Source organism: Nonomuraea sp. NPDC005730 (genome assembly GCF_040630865.1).
GTDB lineage: Bacteria > Actinomycetota > Actinomycetes > Streptosporangiales > Streptosporangiaceae > Nonomuraea.
Window position 1 is genome coordinate 406,854 of record NZ_JBEXYK010000001.1, and the last position, 20,659, is coordinate 427,512.

The 20,659-nt window shown below is 71.2% G+C and carries 17 protein-coding genes; 8 read left to right on the plus strand and 9 right to left on the minus strand.

Annotation, left to right across the window (positions count from 1 at the left end; all coding sequences use genetic code 11):
• The first annotated feature begins 149 nt into the window (after positions 1 to 149).
• On the plus strand, positions 150 to 1,112 hold the full coding sequence (locus tag ABZ444_RS01915; protein ID WP_357991283.1) for an alpha/beta hydrolase-fold protein: 963 nt from the start codon (positions 150 to 152) through the stop codon (positions 1,110 to 1,112).
• Here the strand turns inward: ABZ444_RS01915 and ABZ444_RS01920 are convergent.
• A complete protein-coding gene (locus ABZ444_RS01920) occupies positions 1,096 to 1,992 on the minus strand; it encodes a serine/threonine-protein kinase (RefSeq protein ID WP_357991286.1) in 897 nt (298 codons plus the stop codon). The two genes, ABZ444_RS01915 and ABZ444_RS01920, sit on opposite strands and share 17 nt — an antisense overlap.
• A 38-nt stretch (positions 1,993 to 2,030) precedes the next feature.
• A complete protein-coding gene (locus ABZ444_RS01925) occupies positions 2,031 to 3,860 on the minus strand; it encodes an N-6 DNA methylase (protein ID WP_357991289.1) in 1,830 nt (609 codons plus the stop codon).
• A gap of 75 nt (positions 3,861 to 3,935) precedes the next feature.
• Here ABZ444_RS01925 and ABZ444_RS01930 point away from each other — a divergent pair, with 75 nt between their 5' ends.
• Together ABZ444_RS01930 and ABZ444_RS01935 are read left to right on the plus strand one after the other, a co-directional pair.
• A complete protein-coding gene (locus ABZ444_RS01930) occupies positions 3,936 to 4,706 on the plus strand; it encodes a protein phosphatase 2C domain-containing protein (protein WP_357970990.1) in 771 nt (256 codons plus the stop codon).
• 124 nt (positions 4,707 to 4,830) lie between these two features.
• Complete coding sequence (locus tag ABZ444_RS01935) at positions 4,831 to 5,817, plus strand: CHAP domain-containing protein (RefSeq protein WP_357991293.1); 987 nt, start codon at positions 4,831 to 4,833, stop codon at positions 5,815 to 5,817.
• 9 nt (positions 5,818 to 5,826) lie between these two features.
• On the opposite strand, the gene ABZ444_RS01940 is transcribed toward ABZ444_RS01935, so the two are convergent.
• On the minus strand, positions 5,827 to 6,879 hold the full coding sequence (locus tag ABZ444_RS01940) for a glucose 1-dehydrogenase (RefSeq protein ID WP_357991296.1): 1,053 nt from the start codon (positions 6,877 to 6,879) through the stop codon (positions 5,827 to 5,829).
• 124 nt (positions 6,880 to 7,003) lie between these two features.
• Here ABZ444_RS01940 and icmF point away from each other — a divergent pair, with 124 nt between their 5' ends.
• Together icmF and tpx are read left to right on the plus strand one after the other, a co-directional pair.
• Positions 7,004 to 10,210 carry a fused isobutyryl-CoA mutase/GTPase IcmF gene (icmF, locus tag ABZ444_RS01945; RefSeq protein WP_357991299.1) on the plus strand — a complete coding sequence of 1,069 codons (3,207 nt, stop codon included), beginning with the start codon at positions 7,004 to 7,006 and terminating at the stop codon, positions 10,208 to 10,210.
• 183 nt (positions 10,211 to 10,393) lie between these two features.
• Entirely contained in the window at positions 10,394 to 10,894 is a 501-nt protein-coding gene (gene tpx, locus ABZ444_RS01950) for a thiol peroxidase (protein ID WP_357970994.1), read from the plus strand.
• A gap of 7 nt (positions 10,895 to 10,901) precedes the next feature.
• Here tpx and ABZ444_RS01955 read toward each other — a convergent pair whose 3' ends face one another.
• Positions 10,902 to 11,801: a TIGR03619 family F420-dependent LLM class oxidoreductase gene (locus ABZ444_RS01955; RefSeq protein WP_357991301.1), complete on the minus strand. Its 900-nt coding sequence runs from the start codon at positions 11,799 to 11,801 to the stop codon at positions 10,902 to 10,904.
• A 9-nt stretch (positions 11,802 to 11,810) separates the two neighbouring features.
• On the minus strand, positions 11,811 to 12,617 hold the full coding sequence (locus ABZ444_RS01960) for an SAM-dependent methyltransferase (RefSeq protein ID WP_357991304.1): 807 nt from the start codon (positions 12,615 to 12,617) through the stop codon (positions 11,811 to 11,813).
• 142 nt (positions 12,618 to 12,759) lie between these two features.
• Between ABZ444_RS01960 and ABZ444_RS01965 the strand changes: the two genes are divergently transcribed.
• The gene (locus tag ABZ444_RS01965; RefSeq protein WP_357991307.1) at positions 12,760 to 13,485 is read left to right on the plus strand and encodes a helical backbone metal receptor; all 726 of its coding nucleotides are present in this window, start codon (positions 12,760 to 12,762) and stop codon (positions 13,483 to 13,485) included.
• On the opposite strand, the gene ABZ444_RS01970 is transcribed toward ABZ444_RS01965, so the two are convergent.
• The 4 genes from ABZ444_RS01970 to ABZ444_RS01985 are packed head-to-tail and all read right to left on the minus strand — an operon-like array spanning position 13,486 to position 17,747.
• The gene (locus ABZ444_RS01970) at positions 13,486 to 14,631 is read right to left on the minus strand and encodes an ROK family transcriptional regulator (RefSeq protein WP_357991310.1); all 1,146 of its coding nucleotides are present in this window, start codon (positions 14,629 to 14,631) and stop codon (positions 13,486 to 13,488) included.
• A 2-nt stretch (positions 14,632 to 14,633) separates the two neighbouring features.
• Positions 14,634 to 15,479 (minus strand): carbohydrate ABC transporter permease, encoded by an 846-nt coding sequence (locus ABZ444_RS01975; RefSeq protein ID WP_352349881.1) that lies wholly within the window; start codon positions 15,477 to 15,479, stop codon positions 14,634 to 14,636.
• Entirely contained in the window at positions 15,466 to 16,380 is a 915-nt protein-coding gene (locus ABZ444_RS01980) for a sugar ABC transporter permease (RefSeq protein ID WP_357991312.1), read from the minus strand. Before ABZ444_RS01980 ends, ABZ444_RS01975 begins: the two co-directional genes overlap by 14 nt.
• Complete coding sequence (locus ABZ444_RS01985) at positions 16,377 to 17,747, minus strand: extracellular solute-binding protein (RefSeq protein WP_357991315.1); 1,371 nt, start codon at positions 17,745 to 17,747, stop codon at positions 16,377 to 16,379. The genes ABZ444_RS01980 and ABZ444_RS01985 overlap by 4 nt, the downstream gene beginning before the upstream one ends.
• 452 nt (positions 17,748 to 18,199) lie before the next feature.
• Between ABZ444_RS01985 and ABZ444_RS01990 the strand changes: the two genes are divergently transcribed.
• Positions 18,200 to 19,234, plus strand: a complete 1,035-nt coding sequence (locus ABZ444_RS01990) for a zinc-binding dehydrogenase (RefSeq protein ID WP_357991318.1) — start codon at positions 18,200 to 18,202, stop codon at positions 19,232 to 19,234.
• Positions 19,231 to 20,016, plus strand: a complete 786-nt coding sequence (locus tag ABZ444_RS01995) for a sugar phosphate isomerase/epimerase family protein (RefSeq protein ID WP_357991321.1) — start codon at positions 19,231 to 19,233, stop codon at positions 20,014 to 20,016. Before ABZ444_RS01990 ends, ABZ444_RS01995 begins: the two co-directional genes overlap by 4 nt.
• Positions 20,017 to 20,659 lie beyond the last annotated feature (643 nt).

Consider the following 20,659-nt stretch of genomic DNA (forward strand, 5'->3'; position numbering starts at 1 on the left):
TCTCGCCAGATTCGCGGCCCCTACGCCGCCCTGTCAACGGGGTCCGCATAACGATCGGCGTTACCAAGAGAGCGCGTTCAGGGCGGCCCGGGGGGTGGGTGGGGTAGGGTGCTGCAACGTCTCCGACCGGACCGAGGAGCAGCCCGCCCTTGACGAGCGACCTTCCGCCCGAGACCCTGCCGGTTCCGCGTCCGGGCACGACCGTCACGCCCGTCGTCAGCCGGCTCGACGACGAGCACGACGCGGTCACGTTCCTGTGGCGCGGCCCCGCCCGCGAGGTGCGCGTCCTGGCCGGCCGACTGCGTCCCGACGGCGCCGACGCCCTGCTGGAGCGCGGTCCGGGCCTGTGGAGCCGCACCTTCCGCGTGCGGCGCGGCTGGCGCGCCTCCTACCACCTCCAGGTGGACGGCGCGCAGGTCGCCGACCCGCTCAACCCCCGCCTGTGGCGCGGCTTCTCGATCGCCGAGACGACCCCGTCGTCACCGTGGCTGGTCCCCGGCCGGCGCCGCCACGAGCTGGTCCGCGAGCCCGCCGGGTTCCGGTACGAGCCCGCGCGCCCGCCGGTCGGCTCGTTGGTCGCGCTCGACGGCGAGGAATGGACCGAGGACCTGCCCGTCGTCCTCGACAACCTCATCGCGGCCGGCCGCATCCCGCCGGTCCGGGCCTGGCTGGTCGAGTCGGGCCCCGACCGCACGGCCCGGCTCACCTGCGACCCCGGCTTCGTGGACGCCCTGCCCCACGACGGCTTCACCGTGATCGCCGGTCAGAGCCTCGGCGGGCTCACCGCCGTCTACGCCGCCCACCGGCATCCCGGCAGGTTCGCCGCGGCGGTGTCGCAGTCGGGCTCGTTCTGGTGGCCGGACGGGCCCGAGCCCGAATGGCTGACGGGCGAGCTGGCCAGGGGCCCGGTGCCGCGCGTCCACCTCCAGCTCGGCAGCCTGGAGGACGACGACATGCACGGCCCGACCGAGCGGCTGCGAGCCGTGCTCGGCGCGGCGGCGGACTATCGGGAGTTCGCGGGCGGTCACGACCGCTACTGCTGGCGCGACCGTCTCGGGGACGCCCTGATCGCCGCCTTCGCCGGGTTCCGGGGCCCTACGACCGGGGGCTGAGCACGCGGCCCACCATGCGGGCGTACATGCGGCCGGGGCTCGGCGCCTCGGCCAGGAAGCCGGGGAGCATCGGCAGCTCGACGGCGAAGGGGGCCAGCCGCTCGTACAGCTCGTCGGCGTCGGCCGGACGGTTCTCCGGCTGCTTCTCCAGCAGCCCGGCCAGGAGCGCGCCCAGCTTGTCGGGAAGGCCGGGGATGGCCGGCGGACGCTCCTTGACCTGCTGCTCGAACACCACATAGTCGGTCGGCCCGGTGAAGAGCTGCCGCCCGGTCAGCATCTCGTGCAGGACGCAGCCGAGCGAGTACAGGTCGCTGCGCGGCTCGGCCACGCCGTGCTGGATCTGCTCGGGGGCCATGTACGCCGGCGTGCCGAGGATCTGGCCGATCCGGGTGAACGTGGTGACGTCGGCGTCCCGGAGCAGCGCGAGCCCGAAGTCGAGCACCTTGACGCTGCCGTCCGGGCAGAGCATGAGGTTGGTCGGCTTGAGGTCGCGGTGGCAGATCGCCAGGGCGTGGGCCGCCGACAACACCGCGCACGCCTGGGCCGCGATGGCCGCCGCCCAAGGCACCGGCAGCGGGCCGTGCTCGCTGACCACGTCGGCCACGGTGACGCCCTCGATGAACTGCATCACCTGGTAGAGCCGCTGCTCGTGGGTGCCGAAGTCGTAGAGCACGGGCGCGCCCGGATGCTCCAGCCTGGCCAGGATGCGCGCCTCGCGGATGAACCGGCGTTCCAGCTCGTGGTCGGGGCCGCTGGGCAGCCTGAGCAGCTTCACCGCCACCCTGCGGTCGAGGTGGCGGTCGTGGCCCGCGTAGACCGCGCCCATCCCGCCCTGCCCGAGGGGGAGGTCGTCGAGCTCATAGCGGTCGCCGATGACCATTCGCCCCTCCACGCAGCCTTTCGGGAAAAACTACACCGTCAGGACTGCGGGTGCAGATGGCCGTCGGCCAGCCCGTCGAGGCCGAGCCTGATCAGCGTACGGCCGAGCGTCGAGGTCTCGCGCAGCGCGTCCTCCAGCACGGCCAGTTGCCTGAACGCCTCCCCGTACGCCTTCTGCTCCTTCAGCGACAACCGCGGCACGCGGGTGCGGCGCACGTCGAACCTGCTGGACCCGGTGGTCACCCGGCCGCCCGCGGCCCGCAGGAAGCCGGCCAGGAAGTCGGGGTCGAGCCGGCGGGCGTCGACCCGGTAGAGGGTCAGGTGGGGGCCGAGCACCGCGCCGCCGTCGGCGATCACCCGCACCCCGGAGTAGGAGGCCACCACGTCGCCCGGACGGATCACAATCAGGCCGGGCTGCATGGTGGTCAGGCCGGAGGGCGCGCCGCCGCGCAGCACGTCGTCGGCCGTGAGCACGGCCACGTCACCCCCGTCGGCGGCCATCTTGGGCGGCGCCTGGGACGTGCTCACCAGGCCCTCCTTGATCAGGTCGCCCAGCGTCGTGGACGGCTGGTCGAGCGGCTGGTCGAGCACCTTCAGGTCGGGCGGGACGGCCGCGGCGGCCAGGAAACGGTCGCGGGCCTGCGCGAAGGCCCGGCCCACGTCGTCGCGGCGCTGGTGGCGGGCCGGGGTCATGTCGACCTCGTCGGCCAGCAGGTCGATGATGCGCACGGTCTGGTCGGAGCGGTCGTCGAGGTAGGCCAGCCAGGCGGGCTCGACCGGCGACAGGTCGGCCGTCGCGTCGAGGATGAGCACCTCGGACGGCGGCCGCTCGCCCGCCCTCGGCCTGCGCAGCAGCCACAGGTCGGAGCCCGGCAGCGCCACCACCGCGCGCAGCGCTCCGGCGCGCAGCAGGTTGGCCCTGATCCGGCGGCCCGCCTTGCGGCTCGCGGCGGCCGGCGGCATGAGCACGGCGACCAGGCCGCCGGGCCGGACGTGGGTGAGGCAGTGCTGGACCCAGGCCAGCTCGGGCTCGCCGCGCGGCGGCAGGCCGTGCTCCCAGCGCGGGTCGCCGGTCAGCTCCTCGTAACCCCAGGCCCGCTCGTTGAACGGCGGATCGCACACCACGGCGTCGGCCTTGACCTCGGGGAAGCCGTCGAGCCGCATGGAGTCGCCGGCCACGATGTCGGCCTGGATGCCGCGCAGCCGCAGGCGGGCGGCGGTGATGGCGGCCGAGGTCTCGCTGAGCTCCTGCCCGAGCACCCGGGCGGGCCGGCCCCGGCCGGGCGGCGGGTCGTCGCCCTCGGCGGGCGCGGGGTCGCCGGGGACGGCTTCGGACCGTTCCGCCGCGCCGGGCGGCGGCAGGAGCAGGGTGCCGACCCCGCAGGCCGGGTCGAGGACGGTGGCGCCGTCGGCGCGGACGAGCCGCAGCATCAGCTCGGCCACGTCGTGGCGGGTGACCGAGAGCTGGCGGGAGTGGGCCTCCAGGTAGCGCTCGCAGAGGAACTCGTAGGCCGTCAGCGCGCCGTGCCGCTCGGCGAGCTCCGACACGAGCCCGGCCAGCTCGGGCTCCAGCTCGCTCTCACCGCTGGTCAGCAACGTTCCGGCCTGGGCGACCAACCGGCCCAGTCGCAGATCGCCGGCGGCTTTCAGGCGTTGCCACACCCGATCTCCCAGCGAGACCTGGTAGGACTTCCCATAGCGGCGCAGCCAGGACTCGACCTGCCGCAGCGAGAACAGCGGCTGGTTCGCGGTTCCGCCGATCGGCTGGGGGAAGTCGTCGTGGCGGCGGCGCCAGTTGCTCACCGCGGCACGCCCGACACCGGCGAGCCGGGCGATGTCCCCGGCGTTCACGGTCGGGTCGTGGCTCATGAGGCCACAGTAGTTCACAAGAGTCTTCAGCGCATCTGCTTGTGAAGTCTTTCAACCAATGATTTACTGCTGGGTATGAAGCACAACATCCGCTATGCCGCCGGATCAGACGTGGGCCGCCGCAGGGAGCAGAACGAGGATTCCGGCTATGCGAGTGGCCGGTTGCTCGTGGTTGCCGACGGAATGGGCGGGCACGCGGCCGGCGAGCTGGCGAGCTCGGCGGCGATCGCCGTCATGCGCGAGCTGGATGCCACGCTTCCCGAGACGGGCTCGGACCTGGAGGCGGCCCTGGAGGGCGCCGTGCACGAGGCGGCCCGCAGGCTGGTCGAACTGGCCGACATCGACCCCGCCCGCCGGGGGATGGGGACCACGGTGACCGCCATGCTGTGGGACGGCTACCGGTTCGCCCTTGCTCATCTCGGTGACTCCCGCGGATACCTGCTTCGTGATGGTGCGCTCTATCAGATGACCAAGGATCACACACTTGTGCAGTCGATGGTGGACGAAGGGCGGATAACGGAGGATCAAGCCGCCGTGCACCCCCGGCGTTCCATGGTGCTGCGCGTCCTGGGCAGCGAGGGCCGGGCCGAACCGGACATGGCGCTGCGCGAGGCCGAGCCTGACGATCGTTACCTCCTCTGCTCCGACGGGCTCACCACCGTGCTCGGGCCCGAGGTCCTGCACGAGGTGCTGACCACGGTGGCAGACCCGGCGGCGGCCGTCCAGCGGCTCATCGACCTGGCGAACGAGGGCGGCTCGCCCGACAACGTCACCGTGATCGTGGCCGACGTGGTGGCGCCGGGCGCGGGCGAGGTGAGCGTCTACCGCGTGGGTGCCGGGACCTGACGGGCGGCACACCACCCGTCTCAGCAGTCACATGCGCCCCAATGCCGAAATTTGGGCCCATAAATAGACACTTTCTGAATGATTCGAGCAATTTCGCGATGGCGCTACTACAGTCCATCGTGATTTGTCGGTTTTTCGGGGAGGAGTCACCCTGGACCCGATCGCGGACGCGCTGCTGAAGCAGGTACGGCAGGAACTCGGTTACAAGGAGAAGAGCGGCCAGACCACCAAATTCGGCCAGTGGTACGCGGATCGCGTCCAGGACACCCAATACCGCGACGCGCCCTGGTGCGACATGTTCATCGCCTGGGCGGCCGACAAGACCGGCCTCGGCCCGTACGTCGGGCAGTTCGCCTGGACGCCCTCCCACGCCGCCTGGTTCATCAAGCAGAAGGCGTGGGCCCAGCGGCCCGAGCCCGGCGCGCTGGTGTTCTTCGACTGGGGCGGCGGGAAGAGCTACAAGGGCGTCGACCACGTCGGGATCGTGGAACGGGTCGAGGGCAAGAAGATCCACACCATCGAGGCCAACGTCGACCGCGTCTGGCTCAAGCGCAAGGTCAGGGACACCGACAAGGTCGTCGGCTACGGCCTTCCCCGGGTGGTCAAGGCCACGGCCGACCAGGCGGCCGAGATCCGTTCGACCGAGCGGCCGTTCGTGCCCGCGCCGCGCACGGACGTGGGCCGGTCCTCGCCCCTCGACGTCCTGGGCACGCCGCCCGCGTTGCTGGTCGCGATGGTGCTGGTGACCGTCGTGCTCTCCTTACGCGTGACCGGCCGCCGTCGTGGCGTCCACCGTCGCTTCGGCTGGCTGCGGTTCTGGAACGCGCCAGAGGGCCGCGGCGCCGGGCGTACGGAGGCCGATGAGAGCTGGGCGCCCCGCGTGACCGTGCTCACCCCCGCCCCGCCGCCGCGCGAGGCCGCCGGGATCCGCGTGGGCACCGCCCCCGGCGCTCCCGCCGCCCCGACCGCCCCCGCCGCGCTCCGGCCCCGCGCCGTCCGGGCGACGGCGCCCGAGGTGCCCGCCCCGCGCGACGGCCGGACGGGCGCGGGACGACCGGCCGCGGGCCACGTTCCCGCCAACCGCCGCAAGCCCTACACCCCCAAGAGCTGAGGCCGGGGGTCACGAGGTGAGGTCGAGGACCACCTTGACGTCGCCGGGCTCGTGGACGAAGGCGTCCTTCGCCCGGGTGAGGGGGACGCGGCGGGTGATCAGGCGTTCGAGCCAGCTCCGGTCCGCCTGGGCGAGGGCGGTCGCGGCGTCCCGGAAGTGGCGGAGGTTGGCGTTGACGGTGCCGAAGACCGCGTCGTTCTCCAGGACGATGTCCCGGTTGATCTCGCTGACGTCCAGCCGGTGGGTGCGCCCGCCCGCCCCGAGCCCGGCCAGGCAGACGATCCCGGCCGCGGACGTGCAGGTCAGCGCCTCCATGACGAGCTGCCCAACCCCGGTGCCCTCGATGATGATGTCCGGTTTGGCGTCGGCGAAGGCGTCCAGGCTGTCACCCACGTGGTACGTCGCCCCCAGGTCGGCCACCAGCGCGGGCTTGGCCCCGCCCGCCGTCCGGTCCAGGACGTGCACCTCCAGCCCGCGCTGCCGGCCCAGCAGCGCCGCCAGCAGCCCGATCGGTCCCGCGCCGGTCACCAGCACCGTGCGCGGCTCGAACCAGGCGCGCGAGCCGATGCGCTCGATGTGCTCCCACGCCTTGGCCACCACGGACGTCGGCTCGACGAGCATGCCCACGCTCTCCAGCGACGGGTCCAGGCGTACGGCGTACCCGGCCTTGACCGCCCACCGCTCGCTGGCGTAGCCGTCGATCTCCTTGATGCCGCGCTCGGTGTAGCGGCCGTTGCGGCACATGTCGAACTCGCCCCGCGCGCAGGCCCCGCACGGCTCGGGGTCGGGCCGGCGCACCACGCCCACGACCAGGTCGCCGGGGGAGAAGGCGGACCCGTCGGGCACCTGGACCACCCGGCCGAGCGACTCGTGGCCGATGACCATGCGGCTCCTGCCGGGCGGCGCCCAGCCGTACTCGGCCGCCGCCAGCTCCCTGTCGGTCCCGCAGACCCCCAGGGCCAGCCCCTGCACGAGCAGTTCCCCGGGCCCCGGCTCCGGCTCGGGCACCTCTTCCACCTCGAGCGTCCCCTGTCGGCCCGGCTCGAACGTCAACGCGCGCATCGGCGTCACCCCCTGGGGCAGTCCTTACCCAGACCGGAAGGAGCCACGAGGACGTCCTACTATCGAAATAGTTGGACGTCCTAGTATCTTCGCAAGAGGGCCCCCCACAAAGGAGTGATCAGGCGTGCATGTTCCGGCGTACCCTGTCCGTTTCGTGACCGCCGCGGCGCTGTTCGACGGCCACGACGCGGCGATCAACATCATGCGGCGCATCCTCCAGACGCAGGGGGCCGAGGTGATCCATCTCGGCCACAACCGGTCCGTGGACGAGATCGTCACGGCCGCCGTCCAGGAGGACGTCCAGGGCGTGGCCATCAGCTCCTACCAGGGCGGCCACGTCGAGTTCTTCACGTACCTGGTCGAGCTGCTGCGCGAGCGCGGCGCGGGCCACGTCAAGGTGTACGGCGGCGGTGGCGGCGTGATCGTCCCCGAGGAGATCGAGCTGCTGCACGAGCGGGGCGTCACGCGCATCTTCTCGCCCGAGGACGGCCAGCGGTACGGCCTGCCCGGCATGATCAACAAGCTGATCGAGGAGTGCGACCACGAGCTCGGCGACCCGCCGTCGGTGGAGGCCGTGCTCTCGGGCGACCAGGCGGCGCTGGCCCGCGCGATCACCTTCATGGAGTCCGGTCGCGCCCCCGCGGAGCTGGCCGAGGGGCTGAAGGCGGCGGTCGCCGTCCAGGAGCGTCCGGCGCGGGTGCTCGGCATCACCGGCACGGGCGGTTCGGGCAAGTCCTCGCTCACCGACGAGCTGGTCCGCCGGTTCCGGGTGGACAACGACGACAAGCTTCGCATCGCCATCCTCGCCATCGACCCCACCCGCCGGCGCGGCGGCGGCGCGCTGCTCGGCGACCGCATCAGGATGAACAGCCTGGGCCCCCAGACCTACTTCCGCTCGCTGGCCACCCGCGGGGCCGCCAACGAGGTCCCGGCCTGCCTCGACGACGTGGTCACCGCGTGCCGCGCGGCCGGCTACGACCTGGTGATCGTGGAGACCCCCGGCATCGGCCAGGGCGACGCCGGCATCGTCCCGCACGTCGACGTGCCCATCTACGTCATGACCCCCGAGTTCGGCGCCGCCTCCCAGCTGGAGAAGATCGACATGCTCGACTTCGCCGAGGCCGTCGTCATCAACAAGTACGAGCGCCGCGGCGCCGAGGACGCCCTGCGCGACGTACGCCGCCAGCTCGTGCGCAACCGGGAGGCGTTCGGCCAGTCGCCCGAGGACATGCCGGTCTTCGGCACGATCGCCGCCCGCTACAACGACGCCGGCGTCACCGCCCTCTACCAGCACCTCAAGGGCCTGCTGCTGGAGGACGTCGGGCCGGGGCTGCTGCCCGTCGTGACCGAGCGCACCTCCAAGGCGGCCGCGGCGATCGTCCCGCCCGTCCGGGTCCGCTACCTGTCCGACATCGCCGACTCCGTCCGGACCTACCACGCCGAGACGCTGGCCCAGGCGGAGGTCGCGCGCCGCCGTCAGCAGCTCGCCGCCGTACAGGAGCTCCTGGGCGGCGCGGACGACCGGCTGGCCGGGCTCGCCGAGCAGGCCGAGGGGGAGCTGAGCGAGGAGAGCCGCCGCCTGCTCGACGGCTGGCCCGCGGTCAAGGAGGCGTACCGCAGCGACGAGCTGGTCGTGAAGATCCGCGACCGGGAGATCCACACCCCGCTCTGGCGCGAGACGCTGTCCGGCAACCGCATCCCGCGCGTGGCCCTGCCGCGCTTCAGCGACCACGGCGACCTGCTGCGCTTCCTGCGCTCGGAGAACCTGCCCGGGTCGTTCCCGTTCACCGCCGGGGTGTTCCCGTTCAAGCGGGACGACGAGGACCCGACCAGGATGTTCGCCGGCGAGGGCGACCCGTTCCGGACCAACCGGCGCTTCAAGCTGCTGTCGGAGGGCCAGCCCGCCACCCGGCTGTCCACCGCCTTCGACTCGGTCACCCTGTACGGCCACGACCCCGACCTGCGCCCCGACATCTACGGAAAGGTCGGCACCTCGGGCGTGTCCATCGCCACGCTCGACGACATGAAGGTGCTCTACGACGGGTTCGACCTGGCCGCGCCCAACACGTCGGTGTCCATGACGATCAACGGCCCGGCGCCCACGATCCTGGCCTTCTTCCTCAACGCCGCGCTCGACCAGGCCCTCGACCGCTTCCGCGGCGAGCAGGGCCGCGAACCCGACGAGCAGGAGGCCCGCGACCTGCGCGCCCGTACGCTGGCCACGGTCAGGGGCACGGTCCAGGCCGACATCCTGAAGGAGGACCAGGGGCAGAACACCTGCATCTTCTCCACCGAGTTCTCGTTGCGGATGATGGCCGACATCCAGGAGTGGTTCATCCAGAACGGGGTCAGGAACTTCTACTCGGTCTCCATCTCCGGCTACCACATCGCCGAGGCGGGGGCCAACCCGATCAGCCAGCTCGCGTTCACGCTGGCCAACGGGTTCACCTACGTGGAGGCGTACCTGGCCAGGGGGATGCGGATCGACGACTTCGCGCCGAACCTGTCGTTCTTCTTCTCCAACGGCATGGACCCCGAGTACAGCGTGCTCGGCCGGGTGGCGCGCCGGATCTGGGCGGTGGCCATGCGCGAGCGTTACGGCGCGGCCGAGCGCTCCCAGAAGCTCAAGTACCACATCCAGACCTCGGGCCGGTCGCTGCACGCCCAGGAGATGTCCTTCAACGACATCCGCACCACCCTGCAGGCCCTGATCGCCATCTACGACAACTGCAACAGCCTGCACACCAACGCCTTCGACGAGGCCGTCACCACCCCGTCGGCCGACTCGGTGCGCCGGGCGATGGCGATCCAGCTCATCATCAACCGCGAGTGGGGCCTGGCCAGGAACGAGAACCCGCTGCAGGGCTCGTTCATCATCGACGAGCTGACCGACCTGGTCGAGGAGGCCGTGCTGGCCGAGTTCGAGCGGCTGTCTGACCGGGGCGGCGTGCTCGGCGCGATGGAGACCGGCTACCAGCGCGGCAAGATCCAGGACGAGTCGATGCTGTACGAGATGCGCAAGCACGACGGCTCCCTGCCGATCATCGGCGTCAACACCTTCCGCAACCCCGGCGCCGAGCAGTCCGACCCGCACAAGCTGGAGCTGGCCAGGGGCACCGAGGAGGAGAAGCAGTCGCAGCTCGACCGCCTGCGCGACTTCCACGAGCGCAACCGGCCGCAGGCGCCCGCGGAGCTGTCCCGGCTGCGTGAGGTCGCGATGTCCGACGGCAACGCGTTCGCGGTGCTGATGGACGCGGCGCGGGTCTGCTCGCTCGGCCAGATCACCGAGGCCCTGTTCGAGGCGGGCGGCCAGTACCGGCGCAACGTCTAGGCACGGCGACGGACGACGGCCCGGCGGGCGGCGGCTGCCGTCCCCGGGCCGTCCCCGGGCCGTCGCCGTGCCGCCCGTGCGCCGCTTGCGGGTCGCTCCCGTGCCGCCCCGAGCCGCTACGGCGTGGGGCAGATCGCGCCGCTAGGATCGCTGGTCGGGGAACATCGCTATCAGGAGGCTTTCATGTCCGACGTCACTTTCAAGGGCAACCCGATCACCGTGGGCGGCGCCTTCCCGAAGCCCGGCGACGCCGCGCCCGCCTTCAAGCTGGTCGGCACCGACCTGTCCGACCGCACGCTGGCCGACTTCGCCGGCAAGACCAAGGTGCTCAACATCTTCCCGAGCGTCGACACCGGCGTCTGCGCGGCCTCCGTGCGCCGCTTCAACCAGGTCGCGTCCGAGCACCCCGACGCGGTCGTGCTCTGCGTCTCGGCCGACCTGCCCTTCGCCCAGAACCGGTTCTGCGGCGCCGAGGGCCTGGACAAGGTGACCATGCTGTCGCTCATGCGCGGGCGTGAGTTCCTCGCCGACTACGGCGTGGCCCAGGAGTCGGGCCCGCTGGCCGGCCTGGCCGCGCGCGCGGTCGTCGTGCTCGACGCCGACGACAACGTGGTCTACTCCGAGCTGGTGCCCGAGATCACCCAGGAGCCCGACTACGAGGGCGCGCTGTCCGCGCTCAAGTAACCCGCGCTCAAGCGGCGCCGAGGCGCTCACGGAACTCGGCGGCCAGCTCCAGCAAATGGTCGTCGTCGTCGGCGGTGTGCTGGAGGTCCAGGATGACCTCGTGGACCCCGGCCTCCGCCGCCTGCGACAGGTACGCCGCGATCTCGGCGACCGTGCCGCTCCGCGGCGGGGTGCCGTCGCGGGTGATCAGCGGGTTGGAGCGCAGGATCATGCGCAGGGCATCGGGGTCGCGTCCGGCCCGCTCGGCGCTTTCCCCGACCGTCTCCCACATCGACAGGAGCACGGGGAGGGGCAGCGCGGCCGTCAGCCAGCCGTCGCCCCTGCGCCCGATCCTGCGCAGCGCGTCCGGGGCGAACCCGGCCAGCAGCAGCGGCGGGCGGCGGGCCGGCTTGGGGTCGACGTGACTGGGCGCGATCGTCCACAGCTCGTGCTCGAACGTCACGGGGTCCGCGCCCCAGATCGCCTCCAGTGCGTCGAGGGTGGCCTCGTAGCGTTCGGCCCGGCCCTTCCAGGGCACGCCCACGGCGGCGTACTCGTCGGAGGACCAGCCGAGGCCGAGGCCCGCCGCCAGCCGGCCGCCGCTCAGGTGGTCGATCGTGGTGAGCGAGCGGGCCAGCACCGGCGGGGGGTACCAGCAGGCGTTGAGCGCGCTGGTGCCCAGCCGTGCCGAGGAGGTCACGGACGCGGCCACCGCCAGCACCGCGAACGGGTCGAGGAACACCCGATGGGCCTCCGGCACGCTGCCGTCGCCCCCGGGATAGCGATCCTTGGGCCGCAGCGGCGTCAGCAGCCGGTCGCCCGCCCACAGGCCGGCGAACCCCATCGCCTCGGCCTCGCGGGCCACCCGCGTCACGCTGCTCAGCGCGGCGAACCTGCCGTACTGCGGGACGGCGAGGCCGAGGTCCATGGGTGCGTCCTAGAGCTTCCTGGCCACGCCGCAGACGATGAGCGACGACTCGGGGCGGTCCATGAAGTCGATCGTGTCCGCCTGGTCGGGATGCCACTCGGGCAGCCACACCAGACCGGGCTCCACCAGCTCGAACCCCTCGAACAGCTCCCTGATCCTGGCCCGGCTGCGCAGCGCCAGCCGCGCGGTGGCGTTGCGGTAGACCTCGGTGCCCGTGCTGACCGCGTCGGGACGGGCGTCGCTGGTGCCGTGGGACATGACCAGGTAACTACCCGGCGCCATGACCTCACGCAGGGTCTTGAGAATGCCCTCGGGATCGTCGGACTCCTCGATGAAGTGCATGATCGCCACCAGCAGCACGGCGACCGGCCGGCTGAAGTCGATGGTCCGCAGCACCTCGGGGTCGCGCAGGATGTCGCCCGGGTTGCGCAGGTCGCCCTCGACCACCGTGGTTTCCTCGCCGTGGCCGGTGAGCAGCGCCCTGGCGTGCACCAGCACCACGGGGTCACGGTCGACGTAGACGACGCGGGAGCCCGGGGCGACCTTGGCGGCCACCTCGTGCACGTTCCCCTGGGTCGGCAGCCCCGTGCCGATGTCGAGGAACTGCCTGATCCCGGACTCGGCGAGGTGGCGTACGGCGCGGCCGAGGAAGGCGCGGTTGGCCCGCGCCGCCGCCCGTACCTCGGGCGCCACCGTGAGGATGCGCTCGGCCGCCTCTCGGTCGACCGGGAAGTGATCCTTGCCGCCGAGGTAGTAGTCGTAGAGCCGTGCCACGTTCGGCGTGTTCGGATCGAAATCCGATGCCTCGTGCTCCAACCGTCGAGCCCCCGATCACAGAGTTTTAACGATCTTTACCGGGATTCTACGGATCTATACCGACATAAGAGTGGTGCTACGCATATTTCCGGAAAACGCAACCTAAGGTGGTGCCGTGGTCCACGATGACACAGGGATCCCTGTGGAGGTACCCCAGACCGTCCGGCGGATCGTGTCGCTGGTGCCGTCGCTGACCGAGTCCGTGGCGGCGACCGTCCCTGAGGCGCTGGTCGGCGCGACGGACTGGTGCACGCATCCGGCCGATCTGGACGTGGCCCGGGTCAGGGGCACCAAGAACCCCGACCTCGACGCCGTCCTGCGCCTGCGCCCGGACGTCGTCCTGGCCAACGCCGAGGAGAACCGCGCGCCCGACGTCGAGGCCCTGCGCGAGGCGGGCGTGGCGGTGTGGGTGACCAGGATCGAGACGCTGGAGCAGGCGTTCGCCTCGCTGGAGCGCATGTTCGCGCACGCCTGCCGTACCGACCGCCCGGCCTGGCTGACGGCCGCCCGCCAGGCGTGGGGAGCCCCCGCGCCCGGCCCGCGCCGCACCGCGATCGTCCCGATCTGGCGCCGCCCCTGGATGGTCGTGGGCCGCGACACCTTCACCGGCGACGTGCTGCGGCACCTCGGCGTGGACAACCTGTACGCCGCCCACCCCGACCGCTACCCGAAGATCCCCCTGCCCGATCTGACCGGCAACCGCCCCGACCTGGTCGTGCTGCCCGACGAGCCGTACGCCTTCAGCGCGGACGACGGCCCCGAGGCGTTCCCCGGCCTGGCCTGCGCGCTGGTCAGCGGCCGCCTGCTGACCTGGTACGGACCCTCGCTCACCGAGGCCGCCACCGCCCTGCCACGCGCGCTGGCCTGATCAGCCGACGGCGGCCAGCGCGCCGTCCACGGCCGCGGGGGAGAGCACGTGCTCCATCACGATCACCGCCATGCCCACGATCCCGGCCCGGTCGCCGAGCCTGCTGGTGACGATCTCCAGGTTGCGCGTCGTGTACGGCAGGCTGCGCCGGTAGACGATCTCCCTGATCCCGGTCAGGTAGTGCTCCTGCGTCCGGGCCATGTCCCCGGCCAGCACCAGCACGCCGGGGTTGAGCAGGCTGACCGCGGTGGCCAGCACCACGCCCAGCGTGCGGCCCGCCTCCTGGACGCGCGCGATCGCCGCCGGGTCGCCGGCCTGCACCAGGCGCACGACGTCGCGGCTGGTCTCCCGGCCGAGGTCGGCCGCGAGCGCGTGCCCGCTGGCCAGGGAGGCCACGCAGCCGCGGGAGCCGCAGGTGCACACCCGGTCGTCGGTCTCCCGGATGCGGACGTGCCCGATGTTGCCCGCGGCCTCCTCGACGCCCCGGTAGATCTGCCCGTCGAGGACGATGCCGGTGCCGATGCCGGTGGACACCTTGACCAGGACCAGCGAGTCGGTCTCCCGCCAGGACGACCACCACTCGCCGAGGGCCATCGCGTTGGCGTCGTTCTCCACCAGGATGGGCACGTCGTACGTGCGCCCGACGGCCTCCCTGATCGGGTGGTCGTCCCAGCCCGGCATCAGGAACGACCTGATCACCCGCCCGTCGGTGTGGTCGACCGAGCCGGGCAGGTCGAGCCCGATGCCGCACACGTCGCCCGCCGGCCGCCCGGTCCTGTCCAGCAGGCGCTGGAACGCCTCGCGCACCCACGTCAGCACGGGCTCGGGCCCGCGGTCGATGCGCATCTCGGCGCGTTCCTCGGCCATCGGACGGGCGGCGAGGTCGGTGAGCGCCACCCTGGCGTGAGTGGCGCCCAGGTCGGCCACGAGGATCAGCCGCCTGGCGGCGTCGACGTCGAGCACCGAGGGCGGCCGGCCGCCGCCCGAGGCGCCGACGCCGGACTCGTGCAGGTAGCCGGCGGCGATGAGCCGGTCGACCCGGTCGGTGACGGTCGACCGGGACAGGCCGGTGAACTCGATCAGGTCCTTGCGGGTACGGCAGGAGCCATCGCGGATGAGCTGGAGGACCTGCCCTGCCGTCAGCATGTCTATCCCTTCTCCGCTCCTGCCGTGAGGCCCTCCGTCAGCAGCCGTTCGCTGGCGAAGAACACGATCACGATGGGCAGCGTCAGCACCACGGATCCTGCCATCAGCACCGTCGTGGGGATCTCTATGCTCCCCGCCAGCTGCGAGAGCCCCAGGGAGACCGTCCAGCTCTCCCGCCGCTCCACGAGGAACAGCAGGGCGAACAGGAACTCGTTCCACGCGATCATGAACGCGTAGAGGCCGGTTGCCATGAGCGCGGGCTTGGACAGTGGCAGCACCACCCGCCAGATGGTCGACAGCCGCGAGCAGCCGTCGATCGCGGCCGCCTCCTCCACGCTCTGCGGCACGGTCTCGAAGTAGTTGCGCAGCATGTATACCGTGACGGGCACGGTCTGCGCGATATAAACCAGGATCAGTCCGACCAGAGATCCCCTGAGGCCCAGCATGGTGAACAGCACGAACAGGGGGATGGCCAGCACGATCGCCGGGAACAGGTAGACGGCGAGGAACAGGAAGTGCACCTGCCGCCGGCCGAAGAAGCGCAGCCGCGCGACGGCGTAGGCGCCCGGGATCGAGATCAGCAGCGTGGCGGCCACCGAGGCGACCGCGACGACCGCGCTGTTCCTGATGAACGTGAGGAACCCCTGCGTGGTCAGCACGTTCACGTACGTGTCCAGGGTGAAGTGCCGCGGCCACACCGAGCCGGGCTCCAGGATGAGCTCCTGGATGTCCCGTACGGACAGCGTCACCATGTACAGGAACGGCAGCCCGGTGACGGCGAAGAGGAAGACGATGACCACGGGCCGGAGCGCCGCGAACAGCGCGCGCTCGAACCTATCCCTGCTCACGATCGCCTCCCGAGAAGAAGCGCAGATACACGGCCAGCAGGACGACGAGGACGACGGCCAGCACGATCGCCTGCGCGGCCGAGGCGCCGATGTCGTCACGGGCGGTCAGGAAGTTGTAGACGCGCACGCTGACCACCTCGGTGCCGGCGCCGCCGCCGGTCAGCAGGTAGACGTCGTCGAACTTGGTGAAGGTGAACACGAACCGCAGCACCGCCAGCAGCGCCACGATGCGCCAGAGCTGCGGCATGATCACGTGCCGGAAGCGCTGGGTGGGGGTGGCGCCGTCCACCACCGCGGCCTCCTCCAGCTCGGCCGGCAGCGCCTGCAGCCGGGCCAGGATGAACAGGAACGCGAACGGGAAGTACCGCCACGCCTCGAACGCGATCACGGTGAACAGCGCGACCGGCACCTTCAGCCCCAGGAGGTCGCCCTGGGCCTGGGTGAGGAAGGCGATCGGCTCCTTCAGCCAGGTGTTCACGATGCCGTACTGGGGGTTCAGCATGGTCTCCCACAGGAAGGCCACGGCCACCACCGGCGCCACGTACGGGATCAGGATCGAGGCCCTGACCAAGGTGCGGCCGGGGAACCTGTCGCGCAGGGCGAGCGCGGTCACCAGGCCGATCGCGATCGACAACGCCGTGCCGGCCACCGTGTAGACCAGGGTGTTGAGCAGCGACGCCCAGAAGCCCGGCTCGGAGATCACGTACGTGAAGTTCTCCAGCGTGTAGTGCCCGAAGACGCCGGCCCGGCGGATGTTGATCAGCCGCACGTCCTGGAAGGCCAGCATGATCGCCCACAGCAGCGGCAGCACCACCACGACCAGCGTGATGACCAGCGTGGGCGAGATCAACGCCAGCCCGGCCCGCCCTTCCCGCTGCCGCAGGGTGCGGGGTGCGCTCATTGCCGGATCCCGCGCTTGATGGTCTCCACGTCCTTCTTGGCCTGGGCGGCGGCGGCCTGCGGGGTCAGCGAGCCGTCGGCCACCTGGCTCAGGGCCTTGGGGACGGGCAGCTCGCCCATCGTGGCGCCGACCAGCTTGCCCTGGCCCTGCGGGATGCCCCAGCGGGCGAAGGTGTCGGGGCTGCGGCGCAGCGCGTCGAGCACGTCGGCCGGGTAGACCTCCGACAGCGGCTTCTTGGTGTCCACGCCCGCGGGCAGCTTCTTCCACTTGTCCTCGAAGCCCTTGCGGGTGGGGAACTTGCCCTCGGGCGCCATCCCGATCCAGCGCTCGTAGCCCTCGTCCATCATGTACGTGACGAACTTGGCGGCCGGATCGGTGGCGGCGCCGCGCAGCACCGCCCAGGAGACGATCTCGCCGTACTGGGCGGGCGCGCTCGCGCCGGGGCCCTTCAGCGCCGTGACCACGCCGGTGTTCTTCGCCAGCCACTCGGGGTCGCCGCGGCACTCGGCGCAGCTCGGCAGCGCGTCCTTACGCAGCCCCGCCAGCTCGTCGAGGATGAACGACGACCAGATCATCATGGCCGCCTTCCCGGAGAAGTACGTGGCCCGGGTGGAGTCGACGTCCTGTTTGCCCTTGACTGAGTAGTTCTTCGCCAGTTTCGCGTAGAAGTCGAAGGCTTTCACGCACTGTGGGCTGTCTAGCGTGATATTTCCGGAATTGTCGACTAGTTGGCAGCCGTTCGCCAGCGCCACGTGCTCGAAGCTCTGCGCGGTGAAGGAGTCCTTGGGCGCGATCGCCAGCGTGATGCCCGCCACCCCACCCGCGTTCAGCTTCGCCGCCGCCGCCTCCAGCGCCTCGTAGGTGTCCGGCGGCGCCAGCCCGGCCTTGTCGAACAGGTCCTTGCGGTAGAGCAGGAGCTGCGCCCACCCGTCGCTGGGCACGGCCAGCAGCCTGCCGCCCGAGGAGTCCAGTTCGAGCGCGCGCGGCGAGAAGGAGTCCTTGCCGAGCCCGTCCACGATCCGGCCCGGCGTCTCGGTGTCCAGCAGGTCGTTGGCCTCCAGCTCGCGGACGGAGGCCAGCGGCAGCGCGCCGATGACGTCGGGGAGGTCGTCCGCGGCGGCGGCGGCCGTCACGGTCTGGCTGAACTGGTCCTCCCCGACGCCGACCAGCTTCACCTTGATCCCGGTCTTCCTGGTGAACTCGGCGATGATCTGGTTCTCCACGGCCATCCGGTCGCCGAGGTTCTCCTCGGTCCAGACGGTGATCTGGTTCGCGCCGGACTGCTGCTCGCCGCCGTCGCCGCAGGCCGTGAGGGCGGCCGAGGTCAGCAGTGCGACGGAGAGGACGGCGGTGACCCTGTTCGGCATGGCACGCTCCTCTGGTTGGGGATATGCCGCACTTACCCGTAGAAATGGGGCAGGCACCTGGCGTAGGCGAGAGAACGAGACCGGTCCGTACCCTCGCCGTGCCGCCGCCGCACGTCATCAGGGCCGTCGGTTAAAAGGTTGGTCGGCGTTCCGGCAAATCTTCCCCAGAACCGATCACGGACGCCCGCCTCGAAACGATCTGGTCTGATGTCATTTCGGTCATCCGGATGCTGCCCGGACAAGCACTTCTGGCGCTTCCGGATCAGGTGGACAGACGGGGTGTGACATGTCGGTAAGGTCTCTTTCCAGAACGCGCCCGCCCGGAAACCTGGATTCCATCGGCCGCGATCGACGGAAGTCGTAGACTTACGAGTGTTTCGAGCGCAACTATGGTGTGCAAACAAACACTAAATCTCTGACTTTTGTTTGATCAAAAAGCGTAAGTGTGGGGTATGCGCGTCATCACCTTCCAAGAGCCAGGCCGTGTCAGCGTCAGCCTGGAGTCGCCCGCCGAACTCGTGCCGGGCTCCGTCCGGGTGCGGACCCTTTATTCCGGGGTCTCCGCGGGCACCGAGCTGACCGCATATCGCGGCACCAATCCCTACCTCACCCGTAAGTGGGACACCGAGCGCCGGCTCTTCCTCGAAGGCCAGACGCACGCCTACCCCCTGTCCGGCTGGGGCTACCAGGAGGTCGGCGAGGTGGTGGAGGCGGCCCCCGACGTCGCCGAGCCGCCCGTCGGCAGCCTCGTGTGGGGCATCTGGGGCCACCGCGCCGAGGCGGTCGTCCCCGCCGAGAGGCTGGCCGGCCACATCCTGCCGCCGGGGGCCGACCCCGTCGCGGGCGTCTTCGCCCGGGTCGGCGCCATCGCGCTCAACGCCGTCCACGCCGCCGACGTGCACCTGGGCGACCAGGTCGCGATCTTCGGCCAGGGCGTCATCGGCCTGCTCGCCACCCGCATGGCGGTGCTCAGCGGCGCCCGGGTGGTGGCCGCCGACGCCATCCCCGACCGGCTCGAACTCGCCAGGAAGTTCGGCGCCGCCGAGACGTTCGACGTGCGGTCGGGCTCGGTCGCCGAGTTCCTGCGCAAGCGCATCGAGGGCGCCGACACCGCGATCGAGCTCAGCGGCAACCACCTGGGCCTGCAGGAGGCCATCAGGAGCGTGCGCAAGGGCGGCCGGGTCGTGGCGGCCGGCTTCTACCAGGGCGACGGCATCGGGCTGCGGCTGGGCGAGGAGTTCCACCACAACCAGGTGCAGCTCGTCTCCTCCCAGATCGGCGGCGTCGCCTCCTGGCTGGCCCACCGCTGGGACGTCGAACGCCTCCAGCGCACGTTCATGGAGCTCGTGCACCGGGGCGAGGTCGAGGTCGGCGACCTCGTCACCCACCTCGTGCCGGTCGAGAGGGCGGCCGAGGCGTTCGACCTGATCGACAAGCACCAGTCCGAGGTGCTCCAGCTCGTCTTCACCTTCGAGGAGTCACGATGAAGCTCGCCGCCCAGGAGCAGCTTCTGCCCGGCCGCAGCCTGCAGGAGAAGTTCGCGTTCGCGGTGGAGGCCGGGTTCGACGCGATCGAGCTGAGGGGGAAGGGCGACTTCCACTTCGCCGGTCGGCTGACCGAGCTCAAGCGGGCGCTGGCCGACGGCGTCGTGATGCCGACGGTGTGCGTCGAGATGCCGCACTTCATCGGTGACTTCGACCCGGCCCGGCGCAAGGACGCCATCCAGCAGCTCAGGTCGCAGCTCACGGTGATCGCCGAGCTGGGCGGCATCGGCGTCATGACCCCGGCCTCGTGGGGCCAGTTCTCGCTCAGGCTGCCGCCGTTCGAGCCGCCGCGCACCGCCGAGGAGGACCGCGAGGTGCTGGCCGAGGCGCTCGGCATCCTCGGCGAGCACGCCCAGCGCAACGGCGTGCTGATCATGCTCGAACCGCTCAACCGGTACGAGAACCACATGGTCAACACCCTGGCCGACGCGGTCTCGTACTGCTCGATGGACTCGATCAGGATCGTCGGCGACACCTACCACATGAACATCGAGGAGGACGACCCCTGCCGGGCCCTGGCGGAGGCGGCCCCGTACATCGCGCACATGCAGATCAGCGAGTCCAACAGGAACCAGCCCGGCACCGGTCACCTCGACTGGGGCGCGCAGCTCGCCACGCTCGACGCCGTCGGCTTCGACGGCTACCTCGCCCTCGAATGCCGGCTGCGGGGCGAGCCCGAGATCGTGCTCCCGCAGACGGCGGCCTTCATCAGGAAATTCCTATGATCCTTCGCGACGCCGTACGCGTGCTCGTCGCCAACTGGGACGGCAGCTACACGGTTCCCTCCCGTCGTCTGTACCCCCACCAGTGGAGCTGGGACTCCGCCTTCATCGCGATCGGCAACGCCCGCTGGTCGCCGCGGCGGGCCAGGTCCGAGCTGCTGTCGTTGTTCGGCGCCCAGTGGGCCGACGGCCGGGTGCCGCACATCGTGTTCAACCCCGTCGTGCCCGAGGGCGCCTACTTCCCCGGCCCCCAGTTCTGGGGCGCCCGCGCGCCGTCCGGCTCGGCGACCTCCGGCATCGTGCAGCCGCCCGTGCACGCGCTGGCCGCCTGGAAGGTGCACCAGGCCGAGCCCGACCCGGCGTTCCTGGCCAGGATCTACCCCAAGCTCGTCGCCCAGCAGGAGTTCCTGCGCGCCTCCCGCCGCTCGCCCGAGGGCCTGATCTCGATCGTCCACCCGTGGGAGTCGGGCATGGACAACAGCCCGGCCTGGGACCTTCCCCTGCGGGCCGTCGAGGCCGACGCGACGGGCTTCGTCCGCAGAGACCTCAACACCGTCAGCGCCGACGAGCGCCCCACCGACCGCGACTACGAGCGGTACGTCGCCCTCGCCGGCGCCTACCGCGACAGCGGCTACCAGCGGGCCGG

What these genes read in the sequence shown, in the direction of transcription:
- ABZ444_RS01940 (WP_357991296.1), bottom strand. Translation starts at nt 6,879, where the DNA reads ATGCGCGCGTTGACGTTCGAGCCGGGCCGACAGGGGACGCTCGAGGTG.
- tpx (WP_357970994.1), top strand. Translation starts at nt 10,394, where the DNA reads ATGTCCGACGTCACTTTCAAGGGCAACCCGATCACCGTGGGCGGCGCC.
- ABZ444_RS01970 (WP_357991310.1), bottom strand. Translation starts at nt 14,631, where the DNA reads ATGCTGACGGCAGGGCAGGTCCTCCAGCTCATCCGCGATGGCTCCTGC.
- ABZ444_RS01930 (WP_357970990.1), top strand. Translation starts at nt 3,936, where the DNA reads ATGAAGCACAACATCCGCTATGCCGCCGGATCAGACGTGGGCCGCCGC.
- ABZ444_RS01920 (WP_357991286.1), bottom strand. Translation starts at nt 1,992, where the DNA reads ATGGTCATCGGCGACCGCTATGAGCTCGACGACCTCCCCCTCGGGCAG.
- ABZ444_RS01990 (WP_357991318.1), top strand. Translation starts at nt 18,200, where the DNA reads ATGCGCGTCATCACCTTCCAAGAGCCAGGCCGTGTCAGCGTCAGCCTG.
- ABZ444_RS01995 (WP_357991321.1), top strand. Translation starts at nt 19,231, where the DNA reads ATGAAGCTCGCCGCCCAGGAGCAGCTTCTGCCCGGCCGCAGCCTGCAG.
- ABZ444_RS01925 (WP_357991289.1), bottom strand. Translation starts at nt 3,860, where the DNA reads ATGAGCCACGACCCGACCGTGAACGCCGGGGACATCGCCCGGCTCGCC.
- ABZ444_RS01955 (WP_357991301.1), bottom strand. Translation starts at nt 11,801, where the DNA reads ATGGACCTCGGCCTCGCCGTCCCGCAGTACGGCAGGTTCGCCGCGCTG.
- ABZ444_RS01980 (WP_357991312.1), bottom strand. Translation starts at nt 16,380, where the DNA reads ATGAGCGCACCCCGCACCCTGCGGCAGCGGGAAGGGCGGGCCGGGCTG.
- ABZ444_RS01985 (WP_357991315.1), bottom strand. Translation starts at nt 17,747, where the DNA reads ATGCCGAACAGGGTCACCGCCGTCCTCTCCGTCGCACTGCTGACCTCG.